We start from the raw sequence: 21593 nt of genomic DNA, 5'->3' as shown, positions 1-21593 counted from the left end.
GAATCGCTTGCAGCCACCTTGCCGCCGCTCTAGCGTTCCTTGGTTTGAAGAATGATACAAAAAACAAAGGAAACGCCCATGCTGCCTGGCCTCAAGGCCGGTTTCACGCTGGACGCCCGTCTGGAGGCGGACAGCGAGCAGCTTATGTGGCTTGGCCTTTGCGAACTCAGATTGATGAACGACCGCCGCTGGCCGTGGCTGGTGTTGGTGCCGCAGCGTCCGGGCATCGAGGAGTTGCACGAGATGACGCCGCTCGACCAGGCGATGCTGACCTTCGAGACCAATATGGTGGCGCAGGCGCTGAAGCGGGTAACCGGCTGCACCAAGATCAACACCGCCGCGTTGGGCAACATCGTGCGCCAGCTGCATGTGCATGTCGTCGCGCGCTCCGAGGGCGATCCGGGCTGGCCGGGTCCGGTCTGGGGGCACGGCATACGCGAACCCTACCAGCGCTCCGACATCAGGCGGTTTGCCGAAACGATCAAGGCGGCGCTATAAGCTGACCAGTGTCCACCAGCATACCCAGAGTCCCCATGACCTTCCGCCTGTTTGACGCGCCCTTGCGCGAGCCGAGCCAGTTTGTCGGCTTCGCCGGCAACCGGATCGACCGGCAATCCGAGAACCGCGCCGACGACGCGGTCGAAAAGGCGCTGGCCGACCAGACCACCGGACTGATGCTGATGCATGCCGGCCGGCTTTACCTGAAGCTCGACGACGGCAAATTCGACCCCTGGTTCAACGTGGCCGAGAGCGAGACCTTCGATGTCTCGCTCGACCGTGGCGTGCTGCTCGGCTTCTCAGAGGAAGGCCCGGTGCTGGCCGTGCCGGCGGGTATCGAGCCGGAAAATCTCCCCGAAACGGTCAAGGCGATCGACTATCGTTCCGTCTATATGCAGGGGCTGATCGACGAGGAGGCCGCCGGCGCGCTGGCGCAAGGCGCGGCGCTGCTCGCCTGGCATGCCAGCCACGCCTTCTGCTCGAAATGCGGCAACCGCTCGGAAATGCGCGCCGGCGGCTACAGGCGCCACTGTCCGGCCTGCGGCACCGACCATTTCCCGCGCACCGACCCGGTGGCGATCATGCTGACGGCAACGCGCGAAAAATGCCTGCTGGGGCGCGGCCGGCATTTCGCGCCGGGCATGTATTCAGCGCTTGCCGGCTTCATCGAGCCGGGCGAGACGATCGAGGCGGCGGTGCGGCGCGAGACGCTGGAAGAGGCTGGCATCCGGCTCGGCCGCGTCGTCTACCACGCCAGCCAGCCCTGGCCGTTCCCTTATTCGCTGATGATCGGCTGTTTCGGCGAGCCGCTGAATGAGGATATCCAGGCCGATCTCAACGAGCTGGAGGACTGCCGCTGGTTTTTCCGCGACGAGGTGCGCGCGATGCTGGACAGGACGCATGGCGACGGCCTGGTTACACCGCCGAAAGGAGCAATCGCCCATCACCTCATCCGCGCCTGGGTCGACAGCGAATAGGAGCGCAAGAATGATCCGTCACACCGTGGTGTTCACCTTGAAGCACGAGCCGCATTCGCTGGAGACAAAGCGCTTCCTCCACGACGCCAAGAAGATCCTGACCGGGATCAAGGGCGTCACGCATTTCGAGCAGCTGCGGCAGGTGAGTCCAAAGAACGACTACCAGTTCGGCTTCTCGATGGAGTTCGCCGACCAGGCGGCCTACACGCGTTACAACGAGCATCCCGACCACGTCGCCTTCGTGCGCGACCGCTGGGTGCCGGAGGTGGAGAAGTTTTTGGAGATTGATTACGTGCCGCTGGGGTTCGGCTGAGATTGGGTTGAGCGCACACGTCGGGGGCTAGCGAAGGCCGTCGTGCTTGGTCATCCACGGGCGAAGCAAGGAGCGAAGCGACGCGCGCAGACCCGAGGATCCATGCCGTGACTTCGACGCGTGGCGACGGTCCAGAATTCTGCTCCGCTGCGCCCCTCGACTGAGGTAAGGGCATGGATCCTCGGGTCTGCGCTCCGCTTCGCGTCGCTCCGCCCGTGGATGACGACTTCGCGAAGGCTCCCGCCAATCTCGAAGGTCGTGAGTTCCGAACCGCCGGTGACGGCCGCTAACCGTTCAGTCCGCCACCTTCCACTGCTCGCGCGAGGCGCTGGCCGGATAGACGCCGAGAATGCGCATCTCGCGCGAGAAGAAGCGCAGCTCGTCCAGCGCCAGCTTGACCAGCGGATCGTCCGGGTGGCCTTCGATGTCGGCGTAGAACAGCGTCGCGGTGAAGGCGCCGAGCTGGTAGCTCTCGAGCTTGGTCATGTTGATGCCGTTGGTGGCAAAGCCGCCCATCGCCTTATAAAGCGCGGCCGGCACGTTGCGGACGCGGAAGATGAAGGTCGTCATCATCTTGGCGTCCGGCGTGGGGCGCTCCACCCATTGCTTGTTCTTGGTCAGCACGACGAAGCGAGTGACGTTCGAGTCCGTGTCCTCGACATTCTTCTCGATGATGTCGAGGCCGTAGAGCTCGGCCGCCAGAGCCGGCGCCAGCGAGGCCATGGTGCGGTCCTTGACCTCGGACACCATCTTGGCCGAACCCGCCGTGTCGCCGGCGACCACCGGCTTCCAGCCGTTCTTGCGGATATATTTGCGGCACTGGCCAAGCGCGTGGATGTGGCTGTGCACGGTCTTGATCTCCTCGCGCTTCACCCCGGGCAGCACCATCAGCTGGAAATGGATCGGCAGGAAATATTCGCCGACGATGTGCAGCTTCGATTCCGGCAACAGGTGATGGATGTCGGCGACGCGCCCGGCGATCGTGTTCTCGATCGGGATCATGGCGAGCTCGGCCTTGCCGGTCTCGACCGCGTTGAAAGCGTCCTCGAAGGTCGGGCAGGGCAAGGGGTCCATCGTGGGGAACATGTTGCGGCAGGCCGTGTCGGAATTGGCGCCGGGTTCACCCTGGAAGGAGATTCTGTTGGTCTTGGCGGTCATGGAGACGTCTCAGTTGGAAAGGAGGATCTGTCTTGCGCGCTCAAGATCGTCGGGTGTGTCGACGCCGAGCGGCAGCGATTCGACGATCTCGGCGTCGATGCGCATGCCGGCTTCCAGCGCGCGCAATTGCTCCAGCCGCTCGCGACGCTCCAGCGGCGACGGCTTGAGCGCCACAAAGCGTTCAAGCGCGGCACGGCGGTAAGCGTAAAGGCCGATATGATGGTAAAGCGGCCCCTCGCCCCAGGGCGCGGTGGCGCGGGTGAAATAGAGCGCTTTCAGCCGTGTCGACGACAGCGGCGAGCCGACGATCTTGACGACATTCGGGTTGGTCTTCTCCTCGTCGCGCACGATCTCGACGCCGAGCGTGGCGATGTCGACCGATCTGTCCTCAAACGGCCGCAGCGACGCGCCGATGATCTCGGGATCGATGGTCGGCAGGTCGCCCTGCACGTTGACGATCGTTTCGACCCTTTTTTCTGGATCGAGGGCCGTCAGCGCCTCGAAGATGCGGTCCGAGCCCGATTCGTGATCCATGCGGGTCATGACCGCCTCGAAGCCATGCGTGCGCACGGCTTCCGCGACGGCTTGGGTGTCGGTCGCCACCACGACACGGCCAAGCCCCGCCTCGGCGGCGCGGCGGGCGACGTGGACGATCATCGGCACGCCGACAATATCGGCCAGCGGCTTGCCCGGCAGGCGCGTCGAGGCCATGCGGGCGGGGATCAGGATCAAGGTTGACATCGGATTTTGGAGCGGTCGAAAAACAGGGATGGAAAAGTGGCAAAAGGTCTCACTGGAAGCGCCCTTATAGGTGTTGCAACGCCAGAGCAAAAGACCTAGTTTCCGCCCGGTTTGACTGGCCTTTCAGGGCAGTTCGCGATACCGACGGACGGAGTGGACGGGACGGTCCGCCGGAAAAGGGAGCAAGGGGCGTATGGATTCCAACGAAGTCAACAAGCTGCTCGGCGGATTTCTGGGAACCTGCTTCATCATCTTTTCGATAGGCCTCGTCTCCGACGGGCTGTTCGCCTCGCCGGCGCCCGAAAAGCCCGGCTTCGCCATCGAGGCGCAGGAGCCGACCGAAGGCGGCGCGGCCGCGCCGGCCGCGGCTGAAAAGCCGATCGCCGACCTGCTTGCCAGCGCCAGCGCCGATGCGGGCGCCGCCATCTTCAAGAAGTGCCAGGCCTGCCATTCCGGCGAAAAGGGCGGCCCGAACAAGGTCGGCCCGGATCTTTGGGACATCGTCGACCGCCCCGTCGCCGAGCATGAGGGCTTCGCCTATTCGTCCGGCATGAAGGATTTCTCCAAGGGCGGCCAGGAGCACTGGACCTACGAGAATCTCAACCACTTCATCACCTCGCCGAAGAAGTTCGTGAAGGGCACGGCTATGGGGTTTGCCGGCCTGCCGAAGGAAGAAGACCGGGCCAATGTGATCGCCTATCTGCGCACGCTGTCGGACAATCCTAAGCCGCTGCCGCAGCCGGGTGCCGCCGCCGACGCCTCGGCGAAGCCGGCCGAAGCCGCGAAGCCGGCGGAAGGTGCGGCGCCAGCCAAGCCCGCCGAAGGCGCAGCGCCAGCCAAACCCGCGGCGCCCGCTCAATAAACAATTTGTAATCGAAGCATCCTCAGAAAAGCCGGGTTCGTCCCGGCTTTTCTGTTAGGAAACCTGCATGGACCGCTACAAAGCCGGCCCTTGCGGTTTCCACCGGCGTCAAATGATCTAGATTGCGGGTGAGCAAAGTTCGCGACGAGGAGAACGCATGACGGTCGGCCGCTTCCGCACGCTTTTCGCATCGGCATTCGCGCTCACCTTCGCCGCCAGCCTGCAGGCCGGCTTCGCCGACGAATGGCATACGACGTCCTCGCTGATCGGACCTTCGAAATACGGCGAGAATTTCCAGCGCTACGACTACGTCAATCCGGACGCGCCGAAGGGCGGCACCTACAACTCCGTGGTCGTGGGCACCTTTGACAGCTTCAACCCCTACATCGTGCAGGGATCGCCGGCCGCCGGTTTTGCGGAGTTCGGCGGCGGGCTGCTCTACGATACGTTAATGGATCAGGCGACCGACGAAGGCAGCGTCAGCCACCCGCTGATCGCGGAGGCGTACAAATACCCATCGGATTACTCATCCGCGACCTATCGGCTCAACCCCCAGGCAAAATGGCATGATGGCCAGCCGATCACCGCTGAAGACGTGATCTGGTCCTTTCAGGTGCTGAAGGCCAACAGCCCGATGTATAGTCGCTATTTCGAGAACGTGACCGACGCTGTGGCAATCTCCAATCGCGAGGTCGAATTCCATTTCAACCAGAAAGGCAACCGCGAGTTGCCCAAGATCCTCGGCGATCTCGTCGTTTTGCCGAAACACTGGTGGGAAGGCACGAACGCCAGCGGCAAGAAGCGCGACATCACCAGGCCGACGCTGGAGCCACCGCTGGGCTCCGCCGCCTACAAGATCGCCAGCTTCAAGCCCGGCTCGGAGATCGTCTGGCAGCGCGTGCCCGACTATTGGGGCTCCAAGCTGCCGGTGAAAGTCGGCCGCGAGAATTTCGACATCCAGCGCTTCACCTACATCCTGGACGACAATGCCGCATGGCAGGCCTTCACCAAGGGCGGGCTTCAGGATATTAAGCCGGAGAACAGCTCAAGACGTTGGGCGACATTCTACAATTTCCCGGCGATCAAGGCCGGTGACGTGATCAAGAAGGAGTTCAAGACCACCTCGCCCGAGCCGATGCAGGCCTTCATGCTCAACCAGCGGCGGCCGTTGTTCCAGGATCGGCTGGTGCGTGAGGCACTGACCTATCCGTTCGATTTCGAGACGATGAACCGCACATTGTTCTACGGTTACAATACCCGTACCACCAGTTACTTCCAGAGCACGGAACTGGCGTCGAGCGGATTGCCGCACGGCAAGGAACTCGAAATCCTGGAGAAGTACCGCGACAAGCTGCCGCCGGAGCTATTCACCCAGGAATTCAGGCTGCCGGTCTATGATTCACCCCAGGCCGAACGCAAATATCTGAAGCAGGCTGTCGCCCTCTTCGCCCAGGCCGGCTGGGTGATCAAGGGCGGCAAGATGGTGAATGCCAAGACCGGCGCGCCATTCAAGTTCGAAATCCTCGGCGCGGCTGACACGGATCAGGTGATTTCCAGCCCTTGGATCGCCAATCTGCGCAAGATCGGTGTCGACGCGACGCTGCGGATCATCGATCCGACCCAATACATCAACCGGCGCAACAATTTCGACTACGACGTCATCATCGGCCAGCTTGGCCAATCAGAATCGCCCGGCAACGAGCAGCGCGACTTCTGGAGCTCGAGGGCGGCGGACACGCCGGGATCGCGCAACTATGCCGGCATCAAGAACCCGGTCGTCGACGCGCTGGTTGACCGCATCATCTTCGCCACCGACCGCGACGATCTCGTCGCCACCACCCACGCGCTCGACCGCGTGCTTTTGTGGAACTACTACGTTGTTCCACAATATTATCGGGCGGTGGTGTGGCTTGCCTATTGGAACAAGTTCGGCATGCCGGAGAAGCAGCCCACTTACCGCGGCGCCGATATCGATTCCTGGTGGATCGACCCAGCGAAGGAAAAGGCGCTGGCCGCCAAATACAAGGGCCTCAATTGATGGAGCGGCGGACTTCGCTTCCTCGCCGCGACTTCCTGGCGCTCGGCATCGCGGCGACGGCTGCCGCGCTGCTTCCTGGCCGCGCCTTCGCCGACACCCCGACCGGCGTCAAGCTGCACGGCCTGTCGGCCTTCGGCGACCTGAAATACAAACCCGACTTCACGCATTTCGACTATGTCAACGTCGACGCGCCTCAAGGCGGCACCTTCAACTTCTCGCCACCCAATTGGAGCCAAAACCAGAGCCCGCAGACCTTCAACACGCTGAATTCGTTCGTCCCCAAGGGCGATTCCCCGCAGCGCATGGAAATGTGCTTCGATTCCCTGATGGTGAGGGCGCTCGACGAGCCGGACGCGGTCTATGGATTGATCTCCGACGGCGTCACGATCTCCGATGATCGCAACGTCTTCACCTTCTCGCTGCGCCCGCAGGCACGCTTCCATGACGGCACGCCGCTCACCGCCGACGACGTCGCCTTCACCTACAAGCTGCTCAAGGACAAAGGGCATCCGGACTATGCGCTGTCGCTGACGCATCTGGATGATGCGGTGGCGAAGGATACCCACACGGTCGAGCTCAAATTCTCCGGCAAGCAATCCGCCCGCACCATCCTCAACGTGGTCGGTTTTCCGATCCTTTCGAAGGCCTTCTTCACCGCCAATCCCTTCGACTCCTCCCAGCTCAACCCGCCGCTCGGCTCAAGCGCCTACAAGGTCGGGCGCTGGTCGGCGGGCGCCTGGATCGAATATGAGCGCGTGGCCGACTATTGGGGCAACGACCTGCCCGTCAACCGCGGCCAGAACAATTTCGGGCGCATCCGCATCGAGTTCTACCAGGATCGCACGGCCGGCTTCGAGGCCTTCAAGAAGGGCGAGATCCTCTACCGCGAGGAGTTTACGTCACGAGTCTGGGCGACGGCCTACGACTTTCCGGCCTTCACCGCCGGCAAGGTGATCAAGCATGAGTTCCCGGCCGAGACCACGCCTTCCATGCAGGCCACGGCGGTCAACCAGCGGCGCGAGCAATTCAAGGACCCGCGCGTGCGACAGGCGATCGCGCTCTGCTTCGATTTCGAATGGACGCGGCGCAATTTCTTCTACGGTTCCTATGAGCGCTCGCAATCCTGCTTCGAGAGATCCGGCTTCCGGGCCGCGGGCATGCCAACGCCGCAGGAGCTGGCGCTGCTGGAGCCGCTGCGCGACCAACTGCCGCCGGAGACCTTCGGCGAAGCGGTGACGCAGCCCCCATCGGACGGGTCCGGGCGGGACCGCAAGCAACTGAGCGCCGCGCTGAAGCTGCTCGCCGAGGCCGGTTGGAAGCGCTCCGGCGATTTCGTTCTCAACGACAAGGGCGGGCGGTTGGCCGCCGAATTCCTGGTCGACGACGAAACCTTCGTGCAGGTCTATTCGCCCTGGGTCGCCAACATGAAGGCCATCGGCATCGATGCCTCGATCCGTCTGGTGGATTCGGCGCAATACCAGCTCAGGCAATCGACATTCGATTTCGACCTGCTGTCGGCCGCCTTCAATTTTAGCGCCACGCCGACCCGCGACGATCTGGAAATCTTCTTCCACTCGCGCAGCGCCACTGTGTCGGGCTCGCGCAACCTGTCGGGCATCGCAAGCCCGGCGGTCGATGCGCTGATCGATGCCGTCGGCGCCGCCAAGGACCGTGAGAGCCTGACCACCGCCATGAGCGCGTTGGACCGGGCCTTGCGCGCACGGCGCGATTGGATTCCAAGTTGGTATCTGGCGAATCACCGAAGCGCCTATTGGGACATGTTCGGCTTCCCCGAACAGAAACCCGATTTCGGCTTTCCGGTCGAGGCGCTGTGGTGGGTCGACAAGGGCAAGGCGGCAAAGATTGGCAAAGCCTGACATGAACCTTTGCGCGGAGTCCGACGCCTGATGGGCGCCTATATCCTGCGCCGCATTCTTCTCATGATCCCGACGCTGTTCGGCATCATGGCGATCTCCTTCGCGGTCATCCAGTTCGCGCCGGGCGGCCCGGTCGAGCAGGTGATCGCCCGGCTGACCAACCAGGGCGGCAACGACCGCCTCGGCAGCGGTGGCGGCGACGCCGGTGGCGGCGGCAATCTCGACGTTGCCGGCGACGTCGGCTCGAAATATCGAGGCGCGCAGGGGCTCGACCCCGAATTCATCAAGAAGCTGGAAAAGCAGTTCGGCTTCGACAAGCCGCCGCTTGAGCGCTTCGGCATGATGCTGTGGAACTATATCCGCTTCGATTTCGGCGACAGCTATTTCCGCGACATTTCGGTGCTGAACCTGATCCTGGAGAAGATGCCGGTCTCCATATCCATCGGCCTGTGGATCACACTGTTATCCTATCTGATCTCGATCCCGCTCGGTATCCGCAAGGCAGTGAGGGACGGCTCGACCTTCGACGTCTGGACCAGCGGCGTCGTCATCGTCGGCTATGCCATTCCCGGCTTCCTGTTCGGCATCATGCTCATGGTGCTGTTCGCCGGCGGCTCGTTCTGGGACTGGTTTCCGCTGCGCGGCATCGTTTCGGACAATTGGGATCAGCTCTCCTGGCCCGCCAAGATCGCCGACTATTTCTGGCACATGACGCTGCCGCTGACGGCGCTGGTGCTTTCGGCTTTCGCGACGACGACCCTGCTGACCAAGAACTCCTTCCTTGAGGAAATCCGCAAGCAATATGTCGTCACGGCGCGCGCCAAGGGCCTGTCGGAGCGCAAGGTGCTCTACGGCCACGTCTTCCGCAACGCCATGCTGATCGTGATTGCCGGCTTTCCCGGCGCCTTCATCTCGGCCTTCTTCACCGGCTCGCTGCTGATCGAGAACATCTTCTCGCTCGACGGCCTCGGCCTGCTCGGTTTCAAGTCGGTGATCGACCGCGACTATCCGGTGGTGTTCGCCACGCTCTACATCTTCTCGCTGCTTGGCCTGTTCGTCGGCCTGTTGTCCGACCTGATCTACACCTGGGTCGATCCGCGCATCGACTTCGAGCGGAGAGACATCTGATGGCCGAGGCTGCGATCGAAAGCGCACCGGCCAGGCCCCGCAGGCCATTTCTGTCGCCGCTCAACCAGAGGCGGTTGCAGAACTTCAAGGCCAACCGGCGCGGCTACTGGTCGCTCTGGATTTTCCTGCTCCTGTTCGTGCTGTCGCTGTTTTCCGAACTGATCGCCAACGACAAGCCGATCATCGCCTCTTACAAGGGCGAGATCCTGTTTCCGGTCCTGGTCGCCTATCCGGAGGAGAAGTTCGGCGGTTTCTATGCCGTCACCGACTATCGCGACCCGGTTATCCAGGACGAGATCAATTCCAATGGCTGGATGATCTGGCCGCCGGTCCGTTACTCCTATCAGACGGTCAACAACGCCATTCCGGAACCGGCCCCGGCGAAGCCATCCTGGCTCTACGACAAGAAAACGCGCTGCAGCCAGTATCCGAAAGGCGAGGCCGACGAGAACTGCACCGTCGGCAACTGGAACTGGCTGGGCACGGACGATCAGGCCCGCGACGTGTTGGCGCGCGTGCTTTACGGCTTCCGCATCTCGGTTCTCTTCGGGCTGATCCTGACGCTCGGGTCATCGCTGATCGGCGTCGCGGCCGGTGCGGTGCAAGGCTATTTCGGCGGCTGGACCGACCTTCTCTTCCAGCGTTTCATCGAAATCTGGTCGGCGATCCCGGTGCTCTACCTGCTGCTTATCGTCTCGGCCATCCTGCCGCCCGGCTTCTTCATCCTGCTCGGCCTCATGCTGCTGTTTTCGTGGGTGGCCTTGGTCGGCGTGGTGCGGGCCGAATTCCTGCGCGCCCGCAACTTCGAATATGTCAACGCGGCCCGCGCGCTCGGCGTGCCAAACCTCACCATCATGTTCCGGCACCTGTTGCCGAACGCCATGGTGGCGACGCTGACCTTCCTGCCATTCCTGCTCTCAGGCTCGATCTCGACGCTGACCTCGCTCGACTATCTCGGCTTCGGCTTGCCGCCAGGCTCGGCCTCGCTCGGCGAATTGCTGAAACAGGCGCAGCGCAACCTCAACGCCCCCTGGCTCGGCATATCCGGCTTCATCGTCATCTCGCTGATGCTGTCCCTGCTAGTCTTCATCGGCGAGGCGACGCGCGATGCCTTCGATCCGCGCAAGACGTTCAAATGAGTGAAGCCCTGCTGTCCGTCCAAGATCTGAGCGTCGCCTTCGCGCAGGGCGGCAAGCAATCGATCGCCGTCGACCATATCTCGTTCAACATCGGCAAGGGCGAGACGGTTGCCCTGGTCGGCGAATCCGGCTCGGGCAAATCGGTATCGGCGCTGTCGGTGCTGAAGCTTCTGCCCTATCCCGCCGCCAGCCATCCCTCGGGCAAGATCATGTTCAGTGGCGCCGACCTGCTCGCGATGAATGAGAAGGCGTTGCGCGGCGTGCGCGGCAACAAGATCACCATGATCTTCCAGGAGCCGATGACCTCGCTCAACCCGCTGCACACGGTCGAGCAGCAGATCGTCGAGGTGTTGCAGCTGCATCAAGGCATGCGCGACGCGCCGGCCCGCGCGCGCACGCTGGAGCTGCTCAACGAGGTCGGCATCCGCGAGCCTGAAAAACGTCTCGACGCCTATCCGCACCAGCTCTCCGGCGGCCAGCGCCAGCGCGTCATGATCGCCATGGCTTTAGCCAACGAGCCGGAGCTTTTGATCGCCGACGAGCCGACGACGGCGCTCGACGTCACCGTGCAGGCGCAGATCCTTCAACTGCTCGCGGAGTTGAAAAGCCGCAAGGGCATGTCGATGCTGTTCATCACCCACGACCTCGGCATCGTCAGGAAGATCGCCGACCGTGTCTGCGTGATGACCAAGGGCAAGATCGTCGAGACCGGGCCGACCAAGGAGATCTTCGCCAACCCGCAACATCCTTACACCAAGCATCTCTTGGCCGCCGAGCCGAAGGGCAAGCCGCCTGCGGCAGACCCGGGCGCCAAGGCCGTCATGACGGGCAAGGACATGAAGGTCTGGTTCCCGATCAGACGAGGCTTCTTCCGCAAGACCGTCGACCATGTGAAGGCCGTGGACGGCATCGACGTCACCGTGCGCGCCGGCCAGACGCTCGGCGTGGTCGGCGAGTCCGGTTCCGGCAAGACGACGCTAGGCCTGGCGCTGGCCCGCATGATCTCTTCGACGGGGGCGATCAATTTCAACGGACGCGACATCAACCAGCTTTCCTTCAGCGCCATGCGGCCGCTCAGGCGCGAATTGCAGATCGTTTTCCAGGATCCGTTCGGGTCGCTCAGCCCACGCCTGTCGGTTTCCGAGATCATCGAGGAAGGCTTGAAGATCCACGAGCCGAAGCTCTCGCCCGACCAGCGCGACGACAAGGTGGTCGCCGTGCTGAACGAGGTCGGCCTCGATCCTGAAACGCGCCATCGCTACCCGCACGAGTTCTCCGGCGGCCAGCGCCAGCGCGTGGCGATCGCGCGCGCCATGGTGCTCAATCCGCGCTTCGTCATGCTCGACGAGCCGACCTCGGCGCTCGACATGAGCGTGCAGGCGCAGGTGGTCGATCTTTTGCGCAACCTGCAGGCCAAGCACAATCTCGCCTATCTCTTCATCAGCCATGACCTCAAGGTCGTCCGCGCCCTTGCCAATGACGTCATCGTCATGCGCAATGGCAAGGTCGTCGAAGCGGGACCTTCCGAACAGATCTTCGGCAGCCCGCAGACCGACTACACGCGCGCGCTGATGGCGGCGGCCTTCAAGATCGAGACGGCGCCGACCGGCGTGGTCAGCGAATAGGCTCGGCTGGATTGACGTAACAAGGACTGAATCCGCAATGGAAAAGGGCAAAATCCTGCTTGCCGTCACGGCGTTTCATCCGCAGCGCTGGCATCAACTGCTGGCGGCCGAGCGCGAGGTGGTGCTGGAGCCGGCCGGCGCCAACGATCCCTCGATCGCCTACGCGGTGGTGTGGAAGCACAAGCCGAACCTGCTCTCCGGGCTGCCCAACCTGCGAGCCATCTTCTCAGTCGGCGCCGGGGTCGACCATATCTTTGCCGATCCCGGCTTGCCCGGCGTGCCGATCGTCAGGGTCGTCGCCGACAATCTCACCCAATACATGACCGAATATGTCGTCTGGCGGGTGCTCGATCACCATCGGCACGGCATGCTCTATCGGGCTCAGCAGCCGAAGAAGATCTGGCACGAGCCGCCGCAGCGCCCGGCCGGCGACATTTCCGTCGGCATCATGGGCCTCGGCCATCTCGGCCGCGCGGCGGCCTCGGTGCTTTTGTCGCTCGGTTTCGCCGTGAACGGCTGGTCGCGCACAGAGCGGCCGATGAAAGGTGTTTCGACCTACGCCGGCGAGGCGGGGCTGATCCCCTTCCTCAACGCCACCGACATCCTCGTCGTACTCCTGCCGCTCACGCCGCAAACCCAAGGCATCGTGAATTATGGGCTGCTGAAGGAACTGCGCCGGCGCAACGGGCTTGGCGGCGCCGTACTGATCAATGCCGGGCGTGGACGCCTGCAGAAGGACGCCGACATCGTGCGCGCGCTGGACGACGGCACGCTGAAGGAAGCGAGCCTCGACGTGTTCGAGGTCGAGCCATTGCCGAAGACAAGCCCGCTGTGGAGCCACCCGAAAGTCTTTATCACGCCGCATGCAGCGGCGACCTCGGACCCGGCTCATCTGGTGCCAGCCATGTTGCGGCAGATGGATGCGTTCGAGCGCGGCGAAAAGCTCGAAAACCTGGTCGACCGCGAGGCGGGGTATTAACTCAGGGTCAAACCCCAGTCCTGGAAGCACTGCTTGATTGCACTCACCGAGGATAGCTGCAGCTTCGGCACGTCGAGCTCGTCGAACATGGCGCTGTAGTGCTTGCGATTTCTTGGCTGCACCACGGCGATATGGTGGATCATGTCCCATTTGACGCTGTCGCGCCCGCCTTCCAACGCGCCATGCCGCTTGGTCTCGAACAGCGTTCGGCGAAAATAACGCAACAGGCTCGCCGATGTGGAGACATCCAGCAGGATCAAGCCTGTCGCCCGCCGAAAGCGCTGCGGCATGCAGACCGAATAGTTTCCGTCCATGACCCAGCGCTCGCCGGCAATTGCGGCGTCGTGCAATGCAATGAATTCGTCCCTTGAACGCGGCTCCCAATCTGTATTGGGCAGATGATGAAGCACGTCGAGGTGGACGGCTTCCAAGCCGCGCTTGCGCGCGATCGCGTTGGCAAGGGTGGACTTGCCGCTGTTGGATGGTCCCACGATACAGATGCGGTCGCCGAGGTCTGAGAGGTTCATCCGTTGGTCTTTCAAGCGCGACCGAACGCTCGTCGATCCCGCAGAGCGTTAAGCCGAATACCGAATATCGAACGCTCAGGACGGCGTGGAGCCGGGCAGCCCGAACGTCTCCTTCTTCTTCGGCTTGCCGCAGTCGCGGCGCTCGATCGAGCGGTTCATGGCGTCGATCTCGCCGCTCGCCTCGTTGGTGGCGCGCTCAGCCTTGGAGCGCATGTCCGGCGTGAACGGGCCGAAGCCCATCGCCGGATTGGAGAAGCTCGGCTTGGCCGTGATCGGCAGATTGTTCTGCTGCGCCAGTTGATTGCGCTGCGCCAGCAATTGATCGCAAGGCACATCGTCATATTGCAGTGAGGATCGAACGTCCTCGTCCTGGCGCTCGGCCATCGACGTGCCGCCGACACAGCCGGCGACCGTCAGGCCGGCAATCATCAGGCAAGACGCCAACACAACCATGGTCCGGCGCATGGATTTCTCCTCGTGATGTCTGCCCCGCGCCACCCCGACCATGCCATTCAGGCTTTTTCGCAGCAAGGTCGGGTTCATGCGGGTGCCGGATTGCTCACCTCGGCAAATGCGGCGGGGAAGCCGGCCACGATGGCCAGGCCTTCGACCGGATCGCGCCGGTCGTGCCGGATAACCATGCTTTCCAGAGACAGCACCGCCAGCCCGCTGGCAGAGAGCACGCGCCGCGCATAGGCCTCGGAATGGGCGTAGCGCCGTGACGGCCGCAGGGCGAAATCGCCGCCGGCAAGCGTCTCGAGCGAGAAGGCAAACAGGCCGTCCTCGGCAAGCGTGCCCGCCACCGCGCCGACGATGCGTTCGAGGGCGCCCAGATAGATGAACACGTCGGCCGCGACCACGAGGTCGGCCCCGTCGCCGGAGTGGCAGAAATGCTGAAGGTCGACCTTGGCCAGCAGGTCGTAGATGCCCTTGGCTTTCGCCTTCCTCAGCATGGCGGCCGAGATGTCGTAGCCCTCCAGCCGGTCGACGAACGGGCGCAGCCTTTCGCCCATCAGGCCGGTGCCGCAGCCGATGTCGATGGCCAGCCGGAACCGGCCGGGCCTTGCCTTGCGGATGGCCTGGCTCAGAAAATCCGGCAGCCGATAGCCCAGCTTCCCGACAAGCGAGCCCTCGAAACTGTCGGCGTAGTGATCGAACAAGGTCTCGACAAAGGCGCTGGGAGGCGCCGGAGCCGCGGGCGCCTTGCCGATCAGTTGAAGCTTGAGCGCGGCGCCAAGGCGGTCCGCGGGATCCAGCTTCAGCGTCATGGCCCAGGCCTGCGCAGCTTGATCGAGCCGGCCGGCCGCCTCCTGCATTTCGCCGAGGCGAAACCAGCCGGCGGCCCATCGCGGCGCCAGCTCCAGCGCGCCGAGCAGGAGCTCCGCCGCCTGCGCCGGCTCGCCCGAGGCGAGCAGCATCTCGGCGAAATCGGCGCGACGGTCGGCGTTCAAATCACCGGACGAGGCCTGAAGCGGTTTCATTGCGCAAATATCCAGCCGGCGCGGGCCGCCGGCGGCTGGCTTTAAGATGAGTCAGCAGTCTCTTGCAACGGGCTTCCCGCGCTGAATTTAGCCACTATCTTGGAGCGATGCGCGCCAGCGACCTGCTCAAATCCCGGCCGGAGGGCCTCTATTGCCCGCCCGGCGATTTCTTCATCGATCCGGTGCGGCCCGTGGAGCGGGCGCTGATCACGCATGGCCATTCCGACCATGCGCGCTCCGGCCACCGCTCGGTGCTCGCCACACAGGAAACGCTCGACATCATGGGGCTGCGCTATGGCGAGGATTTCGCCGGAACGACGCAGGCCGCAGCGCTTGGCGAAACGCTCGACATCAACGGCGTCGCCGTCACCTTCCATCCGGCCGGGCATGTGCTGGGCTCGGCGCAGATCTGCGTCGAACACAAAGGCATGCGCATCGTCGCTTCCGGCGACTACAAGCGGCAGAAGGACGCCACCTGCCTGCCGTTCGAGCCCATCCGCTGCGATGTCTTCATCACCGAGGCGACCTTCGGCCTGCCGGTGTTCCGGCATCCGCCGGACCATGAGGAGATCGCGCGCGTGCTGAAATCGGCGGCGCAGTTTCCCGAACGTTCGCACCTGATCGGCGCCTACGCGCTCGGCAAGGCGCAGCGCGTGATGCGGCTGCTGCGCGACGCCGGCTACGACAGGCCGATCTATATCCACGGCGCGCTGGCCAAGCTCAGCGAATATTATCAAAGCCAGGGCATCGATCTCGGCGTGTTGGAGCCGGCGACGGTGGAAACCGGCAGCAAGGCCGATTTCGCCGGCGCCATCGTCGTCGGCCCGCCCTCGGCTTTCGCCGATCGCTGGGCGCGGCGTTTTCCGGACCCGATCTCCTGCTTCGCCTCGGGCTGGATGCGCATCCGCCAGCGGGCAAAGCAAGGCGGCGTCGAGCTGCCGCTGATCATTTCCGACCACGCCGACTGGGACGAGCTGATCATCACGATCAAGGAAACGGGTGCGGAGGAAATCTGGGTCACGCATGGCCGCGAGGAAGCACTGGTGCGCTGGTGCGAACTGGAGGGGATCGCGGCAAGGCCGTTGCATCTGGTCGGGTATGAGGACGAGGGCGATTGATGACGCAGGGTTCGCCAATCGTCACCACCGCGCTCTACGGCGCCCCCCTCTGGCCTGCCGGCCATCTCCCCCACAAGGGGGGAGATCAGACGTCACATGAGCCTTCGCCAATCTCCAACATTGGAGCGATGAGCGAGGCGCCGAAACTGCCAATCTCCCCCCTTGTGGGGGAGATGTCCGGCAGGACAGAGGGGGGCGCGAAGGAACGCAAACCTCGCCTATTTGCATTGCGCGCACCATCATGAACCGCTTCGCCGAACTCCTCGACCGTCTGGTGCTGACGCCGTCGCGCAATGGCAAGCTGACGCTGCTCACCGATTATTTCCGAAGCGTCGAGGACCCCGATCGCGGGCTGGCGCTGGCGGCGATCACGGGCGATCTCAATATCGCGGCGGTGAAGCCGGCGATGCTGCGCGCGCTGGTGGTCGAGCGCATGGATCCGGTGCTGTTCGGCTATTCCTACGACTATGTCGGCGACCTCGCCGAGACCGTGTCGCTGGTCTGGCCGCAGCCGCAAGGCCACATCCCCAACCAGGTGCCGACACTTGCCGAGGTGGTCGGCAAATTGCAGGCCGCCAGCCGCTCCGACGGGCCGAAGGTGCTGGCGCGGCTGCTCGACGACGCCAGCATTTCGGCGCGCTTCGCCATCATCAAGCTGGTCACCGGCGGCCTGCGCATCGGAGTGTCGGCGCGGCTCGCCAAACAGGCTCTGGCCGACCTCGGCAAGGTCGATGTCGCCGAGATCGAGGAACTATGGCACGGGCTGACGCCGCCTTACACCGAACTGTTCGCCTGGCTGGAAGGCCGGGCGGAAAAACCGAAGAGCGCGGCACTTGCACTGTTCCGGCCGGTGATGCTCTCCAACGCCGTTGACGATGGCGATCTCGAAAAGCTCGACCCGGCCGACTATGCGGCGGAATGGAAATGGGACGGCATCCGCGTGCAGGCGGTGTGCGAAGGCAGCGTCCGCCGACTCTATTCGCGCACCGGCGACGACGTATCCGGCGCCTTCCCGGACCTTGCCGCGGCGATGACTTTCGAAGCGGCGCTCGACGGCGAGCTTTTGGTCGGCGATCCGCGCGAGGCGACCGGGACCTTCTCCGACCTGCAGCAGCGGCTCAACCGCAAGAGCGTCTCGCCAAAGATCCAGCAGCAATATCCGGCCTTCATGCGCTGCTACGACGCGCTGCAGATCAATGGCGAGGATTTGCGTACGCTGCCCTTCGCCGAGCGCCGCAAGCATCTGGAGGCGTTCGTCAAGACACTCGATCCCAGCCGCTTCGACCTCTCGCCGCTGGTCGCGTTCCGCGATTGGGAGACGCTGGAACGGCTGCGCCAGGCGCCGCCGCATCCGATCATCGAAGGGGTGATGCTGAAGCGCTGGGATTCGCCCTACCTTGCCGGCCGGCCGAAGGGCCCGTGGTTCAAGTGGAAGCGCGACCCGCACACCATCGACGCGGTGCTGATGTATGCGCAACGCGGCCACGGCAAGCGTTCGAGCTTCTATTCAGACTACACGTTCGGCGTCTGGTCCGGCCCCGAGGGCTCGGAAGAGCTGGTGCCGGTAGGCAAGGCCTATTTCGGCTTCACCGACGAGGAGCTGAGAGAGATCGACAAATATGTACGCGAGAACACGATCGAGCGTTTCGGGCCGGTGCGCTCGGTGCGCGCCGACCGCCGGAACGGGCTGGTGCTGGAAGTGGCGTTCGAAGGCCTTAACCGCTCGACCCGGCATAAATCGGGTGTCGCGATGCGCTTTCCCCGCATCTCGCGGCTGCGCTGGGACAAGCCGGCGGCCGAGGCCGACCGCATCGAGACGCTGCAGGCGTTGTTGGACTGACAGCCAGCAAAAATTCGACGTCGGCGCTGTCACCCCGCCCGGCGCTTCGCGCCGACCTCCCCATCGAGGGAAGGTAGGGGTTGGCGCTACATCCTACCTCCCCTCGATGGGGAGGTCGGCGCGAAGCGCCGGGTGGGGTGCGGCGCCAGCGTTGATAGGTAGAGCGCACGGATCACTGCGCGATCGAAACGCGTATCTCGTAGATATCGACCGACTTGCCCTGCTTGTCGAAATCGGAGTTGATGGCGATGGTGCCGGCGGCGCCCGGATGCTTATCCGGGAACTGCACGTCGAACAGATATTCGTTGCGCTCATGGCCGACGGCGTAGCGTTTGCGGCCGCAATCGCCGAGGTCACCGAAATTGCAGTCGACCGATATCTGCGTCTCCTTGCCCTCTTCCGAGCGGGCGACGACGTCGAACATGGCGTGCTTGCCGACAAGCTTCTCCAGCACGCCCTGGCCGACATCAAAGGCAATGGCCGAACCGGAAGCGCCCGAGCGGATGCGCAGGAACTGGCCGGTGTCGTCCTTCATCACCTCGGCGCCGGCGTCGGATGGCGCGCTGACATGAGTCGGATCGGCGGGCGAGAAGACATTGATCCAGTTCTTCGACTGGTCCGCCTCGCCCGGCTTCTGCGGCGAGCCGGTGTCAGCGGGCTCCGAGGAGTCCTCGCTGTCAAGGGTCGGCGCCGGTTCCGGCGGGCCGGTGTCGAGCTCGGCCGCCGTCTTGAAGACACCGGTCTGCTTGGCGAAGTAGAGACCGATGCCGGCGGCGGCGAGCAGTGTGGCGACGACGAAGATCGCTGTCAGCGGCAGGCGCCGGCCCCTGATCCGCCGCTCGTCGCGATCGGGCGCGACCTGGGCGCCGTTGCCGACGGGCGCGCCCGGCGAATCATCGAGCGACGGCGCGTTGGGAAGCGCCGCATCGTCAGGCATGATATCAGGCACGCGCGGCAGAACGCGCGAACGCGGTTGGTCTGAGGCATCTGGCTGCACCGGCCCGTCGAAGGTGATCGAGGGTGAGCGTGCTGATTGCGACGGCGGCAGCGGCGCGTCAACCGAAGGCGCGGCCGAAACGGCCGGCGCCTCGACGCCGGGCGCCGGCGCGCCATTGCCGGCCGGCACGACATTTTCCGGTGGCAGCGTCACATCGGGGACGGCCGGCAGGAACTCTGATTCGATCTCGGTGATCTTGGCCTGCACCGCCTTGCGGCGGCTGATGGCGGCCTCGACCGTGACGTTCGGATTGGCCTGCAACACGCGGTCGAGCGCGGCAAAAGCCGATCGATAGACCTTCTCTCGGAACGCCCGGTCCTCGGCATTGCCTTTCTCGAAGGCATTGCGGATAGCTTTCTCGATGGGGTCCAAGCGAGCTCCCTCTGCGCATTCGCTCACAGTTCCCTGATCGTTAGCCGCAGGCGGCCAATCGATCAACGGGCGAGCGGCTGCCTTGCCGGCGTATCCAATGCCATTTCGGCGTTTTTTGCTGGAGAATCAACATTTTTCATCACGAACACTCCGGGCGATGCGGCCGTGGAGCAACCGGCTTGGACGCCACCTCGCGCCACGGCCGCGCCCGTTGCGCGGTAACCCTAGATGGGAATTGCCGGCAAAGAGCCCGGAATTCGCCGCTGCCCATCTTGAATTAGCGGGCGGTTGAGTCTATCACCCAGCCCATTCTGGAAGCGCATCGCTTCCCGGGCCGCTTTAGCTCAGTTGGTAGAGCACATCATTCGTAATGATGGGGTCGCGTGTTCGAGTCACGCAAGCGGCACCAAAAGTTCAAGCACTTAGCTCCTCGCCTCTCCCGGTTTGTCCAGAGCGGGGAACATCTGGTCGTATCTGGGATGACGAGCCAGGTTTGTCATACCTTCTTTCCCCCAGTCGCGGGTCATTCAGCCGGTGTAGTCACGGCGCGGCGCGAAAGCGTAACCGCATAAACGAACAAGCCTGCGGCGGTCAGCACGAATCCGGCAAGTGGTGAGAAAAGGACACTGTATCCCGCTGCGATAACCAGTGCGCCGCCCCAAGCCCCGAGGGCATTCGCCACGTTAAGGGCGGCAAGGTTCATCGCCCCCATAAGCGTTGGAGCTTCGGGGGCGAAGTGCGTCATGCGCACTTGAATGGTTGGAATTGCTGCCATCATTGCGGCACCCACGGCAAATAGGCAGGGAAAGAAAACCCATGCGTGGCTTCCAAGACTTGACAAAACAACCAGCACCGCGAGCGTGAGCGCATATCCGAGGACCAGACCGCGGAATGCAAAATTGTCTGCCAGATACCCGCCGGCCAAATTGCCGGCCGTCATACCGACACCAAAGACGCCGAGCGCCAATGGTATCGTGGATGGATCGAGCTGCACCACATCGGTGACCAGCGGCCCGATAAATGCATAGACCGCGAAAATGCTCGATATCCCCAAGGCCGCGACGATGATCATCGCCCAGACATCCCACCGCCGCAGCGCCGACAGCTCGTGCACGACCGAGCCTCCGCGAAGGGCTTCGGAGCGCGGAACGAAGAGGAACAGTGCAAGGAATGCGACGGCGCCCAGTGCAGCCACCGCGAGATAGGTGTTCCGCCAGCCGAGCGTCTGACCCAGGAACGTTGCCAACGGCGATCCAAAGATCGTTGCTACCGTCAGTCCGGTCATGACGAGCGAAAAGGCCTTTCCTGCTCGTTCCGCGCCGAAGAAGTAGGCTGCCACAACTGCTCCCGCTCCAAAGTAAGCGCCTTGCGGCATGCCGCTTATGAACCGGGCAACCGTAAACAGACCGATATTGCTCGCCATCGACGAGAGGACGTTTCCAACGACCCAAAGTCCCATCAGACACAGCAAGAGAGTGCGCCGATTTAGCTTGGCTGCGACGAGCGTAACCAGTGGCGCCCCCAGCACGACCCCGAAGGCGTAGCCGGTGACCGCGTTCGTAGCGGTCGGAATATCGATCCCAAGATCGGCAGCATACAGTTGGATGATGCCCATGCTCGCGAACTCGGCCGTGCCGATGCAGAAGCTGCCCAGCGTCAGCGCGAGAAGGGCGAGTGTCTGGTTCTCATGGGGCACACTGGAGGGAGCAAGTTTCGTTGCCCTGCATTGAGCCTCATAGGCCTTCTCAAACATAGATCCACCACATCGGTCTTAGCCGGCCGAAATGACGGCCCATCTGGATCGTTGTGACTGAATTGCGAGGACGTATATGCTCGCATGGCTGTCTCCCTGAAGCCGTTCGTAACCGCTCCAACGGCAGTCAGCTAACAACAGGCAAGCCCTGCGCGCTACTATGCCGAGGT

General features: G+C 63.5%; 19 protein-coding genes and 1 tRNA gene. 13 read left to right on the top strand and 7 right to left on the bottom strand.

Translation table 11 applies throughout. The annotated features are described in order from the left end of the window. Positions 1-78: 78 nt before the first annotated feature. From EN862_RS28845 to EN862_RS28835, 3 genes are read left to right on the top strand one after another with little or no spacing between them, the layout of a single operon-like run. The gene (locus EN862_RS28845) at positions 79-498 is read left to right on the top strand and encodes an HIT family protein (protein ID WP_127867587.1); all 420 of its coding nucleotides are present in this window, start codon (positions 79-81) and stop codon (positions 496-498) included. 35 nt (positions 499-533) lie between these two features. Then, positions 534-1475 carry an NAD(+) diphosphatase gene (nudC, locus tag EN862_RS28840; protein WP_127867588.1) on the top strand — a complete coding sequence of 314 codons (942 nt, stop codon included), beginning with the start codon at positions 534-536 and terminating at the stop codon, positions 1473-1475. Positions 1476-1485: 10 nt separating this feature from the next. Next, positions 1486-1788 carry a Dabb family protein gene (locus tag EN862_RS28835; protein ID WP_095819284.1) on the top strand — a complete coding sequence of 101 codons (303 nt, stop codon included), beginning with the start codon at positions 1486-1488 and terminating at the stop codon, positions 1786-1788. Between the two features lie 294 nt (positions 1789-2082). Here EN862_RS28835 and EN862_RS28830 read toward each other — a convergent pair whose 3' ends face one another. Both EN862_RS28830 and EN862_RS28825 read right to left on the bottom strand, forming a co-directional pair. After that, positions 2083-2946, bottom strand: coding sequence for a prephenate dehydratase (locus EN862_RS28830; RefSeq protein ID WP_127867589.1), 864 nt, complete (start codon positions 2944-2946; stop codon positions 2083-2085). A gap of 9 nt (positions 2947-2955) precedes the next feature. Beyond that, a complete protein-coding gene (locus EN862_RS28825) occupies positions 2956-3687 on the bottom strand; it encodes a 3-deoxy-manno-octulosonate cytidylyltransferase (protein ID WP_127867590.1) in 732 nt (243 codons plus the stop codon). Positions 3688-3880: 193 nt separating this feature from the next. Here EN862_RS28825 and EN862_RS28820 point away from each other — a divergent pair, with 193 nt between their 5' ends. From EN862_RS28820 to EN862_RS28790, 7 genes are all read left to right on the top strand, one after another. After that, positions 3881-4549: a cytochrome c family protein gene (locus EN862_RS28820; RefSeq protein ID WP_127867591.1), complete on the top strand. Its 669-nt coding sequence runs from the start codon at positions 3881-3883 to the stop codon at positions 4547-4549. Positions 4550-4706: 157 nt separating this feature from the next. Further along, a complete protein-coding gene (locus EN862_RS28815; protein ID WP_127867592.1) occupies positions 4707-6587 on the top strand; it encodes an extracellular solute-binding protein in 1881 nt (626 codons plus the stop codon). Continuing rightward, on the top strand, positions 6587-8464 hold the full coding sequence (locus EN862_RS28810; RefSeq protein WP_127867593.1) for an extracellular solute-binding protein: 1878 nt from the start codon (positions 6587-6589) through the stop codon (positions 8462-8464). Before EN862_RS28815 ends, EN862_RS28810 begins: the two co-directional genes overlap by 1 nt. Positions 8465-8494: 30 nt before the next feature. Then, entirely contained in the window at positions 8495-9592 is a 1098-nt protein-coding gene (locus tag EN862_RS28805; protein ID WP_127867594.1) for a microcin C ABC transporter permease YejB, read from the top strand. Continuing rightward, positions 9592-10731, top strand: a complete 1140-nt coding sequence (locus EN862_RS28800; RefSeq protein ID WP_095819277.1) for an ABC transporter permease — start codon at positions 9592-9594, stop codon at positions 10729-10731. The genes EN862_RS28805 and EN862_RS28800 overlap by 1 nt, the downstream gene beginning before the upstream one ends. Continuing rightward, positions 10728-12356: an ABC transporter ATP-binding protein gene (locus EN862_RS28795; protein ID WP_127867595.1), complete on the top strand. Its 1629-nt coding sequence runs from the start codon at positions 10728-10730 to the stop codon at positions 12354-12356. The genes EN862_RS28800 and EN862_RS28795 overlap by 4 nt, the downstream gene beginning before the upstream one ends. 37 nt (positions 12357-12393) lie before the next feature. Further along, the gene (locus tag EN862_RS28790) at positions 12394-13335 is read left to right on the top strand and encodes a glyoxylate/hydroxypyruvate reductase A (RefSeq protein ID WP_127867596.1); all 942 of its coding nucleotides are present in this window, start codon (positions 12394-12396) and stop codon (positions 13333-13335) included. On the opposite strand, the gene EN862_RS28785 is transcribed toward EN862_RS28790, so the two are convergent. The 3 genes from EN862_RS28785 to EN862_RS28775 all read right to left on the bottom strand — a co-directional run bounded on the left by EN862_RS28785 (position 13332) and on the right by EN862_RS28775 (position 15343). After that, a complete protein-coding gene (locus EN862_RS28785) occupies positions 13332-13862 on the bottom strand; it encodes a GTPase (protein WP_127867597.1) in 531 nt (176 codons plus the stop codon). The two genes, EN862_RS28790 and EN862_RS28785, sit on opposite strands and share 4 nt — an antisense overlap. A gap of 75 nt (positions 13863-13937) precedes the next feature. Continuing rightward, positions 13938-14327, bottom strand: coding sequence for a hypothetical protein (locus EN862_RS28780; protein ID WP_127867598.1), 390 nt, complete (start codon positions 14325-14327; stop codon positions 13938-13940). 74 nt (positions 14328-14401) lie between these two features. After that, positions 14402-15343, bottom strand: coding sequence for a methyltransferase (locus EN862_RS28775; RefSeq protein WP_127867599.1), 942 nt, complete (start codon positions 15341-15343; stop codon positions 14402-14404). Between the two features lie 107 nt (positions 15344-15450). Between EN862_RS28775 and EN862_RS28770 the strand changes: the two genes are divergently transcribed. Continuing rightward, positions 15451-16461, top strand: a complete 1011-nt coding sequence (locus EN862_RS28770) for a ligase-associated DNA damage response exonuclease (protein ID WP_127867600.1) — start codon at positions 15451-15453, stop codon at positions 16459-16461. Between the two features lie 241 nt (positions 16462-16702). Then, on the top strand, positions 16703-18301 hold the full coding sequence (locus EN862_RS28765; RefSeq protein WP_127867601.1) for a cisplatin damage response ATP-dependent DNA ligase: 1599 nt from the start codon (positions 16703-16705) through the stop codon (positions 18299-18301). Positions 18302-18473: 172 nt separating this feature from the next. On the opposite strand, the gene EN862_RS28760 is transcribed toward EN862_RS28765, so the two are convergent. Continuing rightward, entirely contained in the window at positions 18474-19670 is a 1197-nt protein-coding gene (locus EN862_RS28760; protein WP_193771600.1) for a hypothetical protein, read from the bottom strand. 333 nt (positions 19671-20003) lie between these two features. On the opposite strand from EN862_RS28760, the gene EN862_RS28755 reads away from it, so the two are divergent. After that, positions 20004-20079: transfer RNA gene (locus tag EN862_RS28755), tRNA-Thr, on the top strand. 114 nt (positions 20080-20193) lie between these two features. Here EN862_RS28755 and EN862_RS28750 read toward each other — a convergent pair. Continuing rightward, a complete protein-coding gene (locus EN862_RS28750) occupies positions 20194-21423 on the bottom strand; it encodes an MFS transporter (RefSeq protein WP_127867603.1) in 1230 nt (409 codons plus the stop codon). Positions 21424-21593 lie beyond the last annotated feature (170 nt).

It is taken from the genome of Mesorhizobium sp. M2E.F.Ca.ET.219.01.1.1, from assembly GCF_004016445.2.
Classification (GTDB): domain Bacteria; phylum Pseudomonadota; class Alphaproteobacteria; order Rhizobiales; family Rhizobiaceae; genus Mesorhizobium.
The sequence above is the reverse complement of the archived record's forward strand: the minus strand, read 5'-3'. Positions and strand labels throughout refer to the sequence as shown.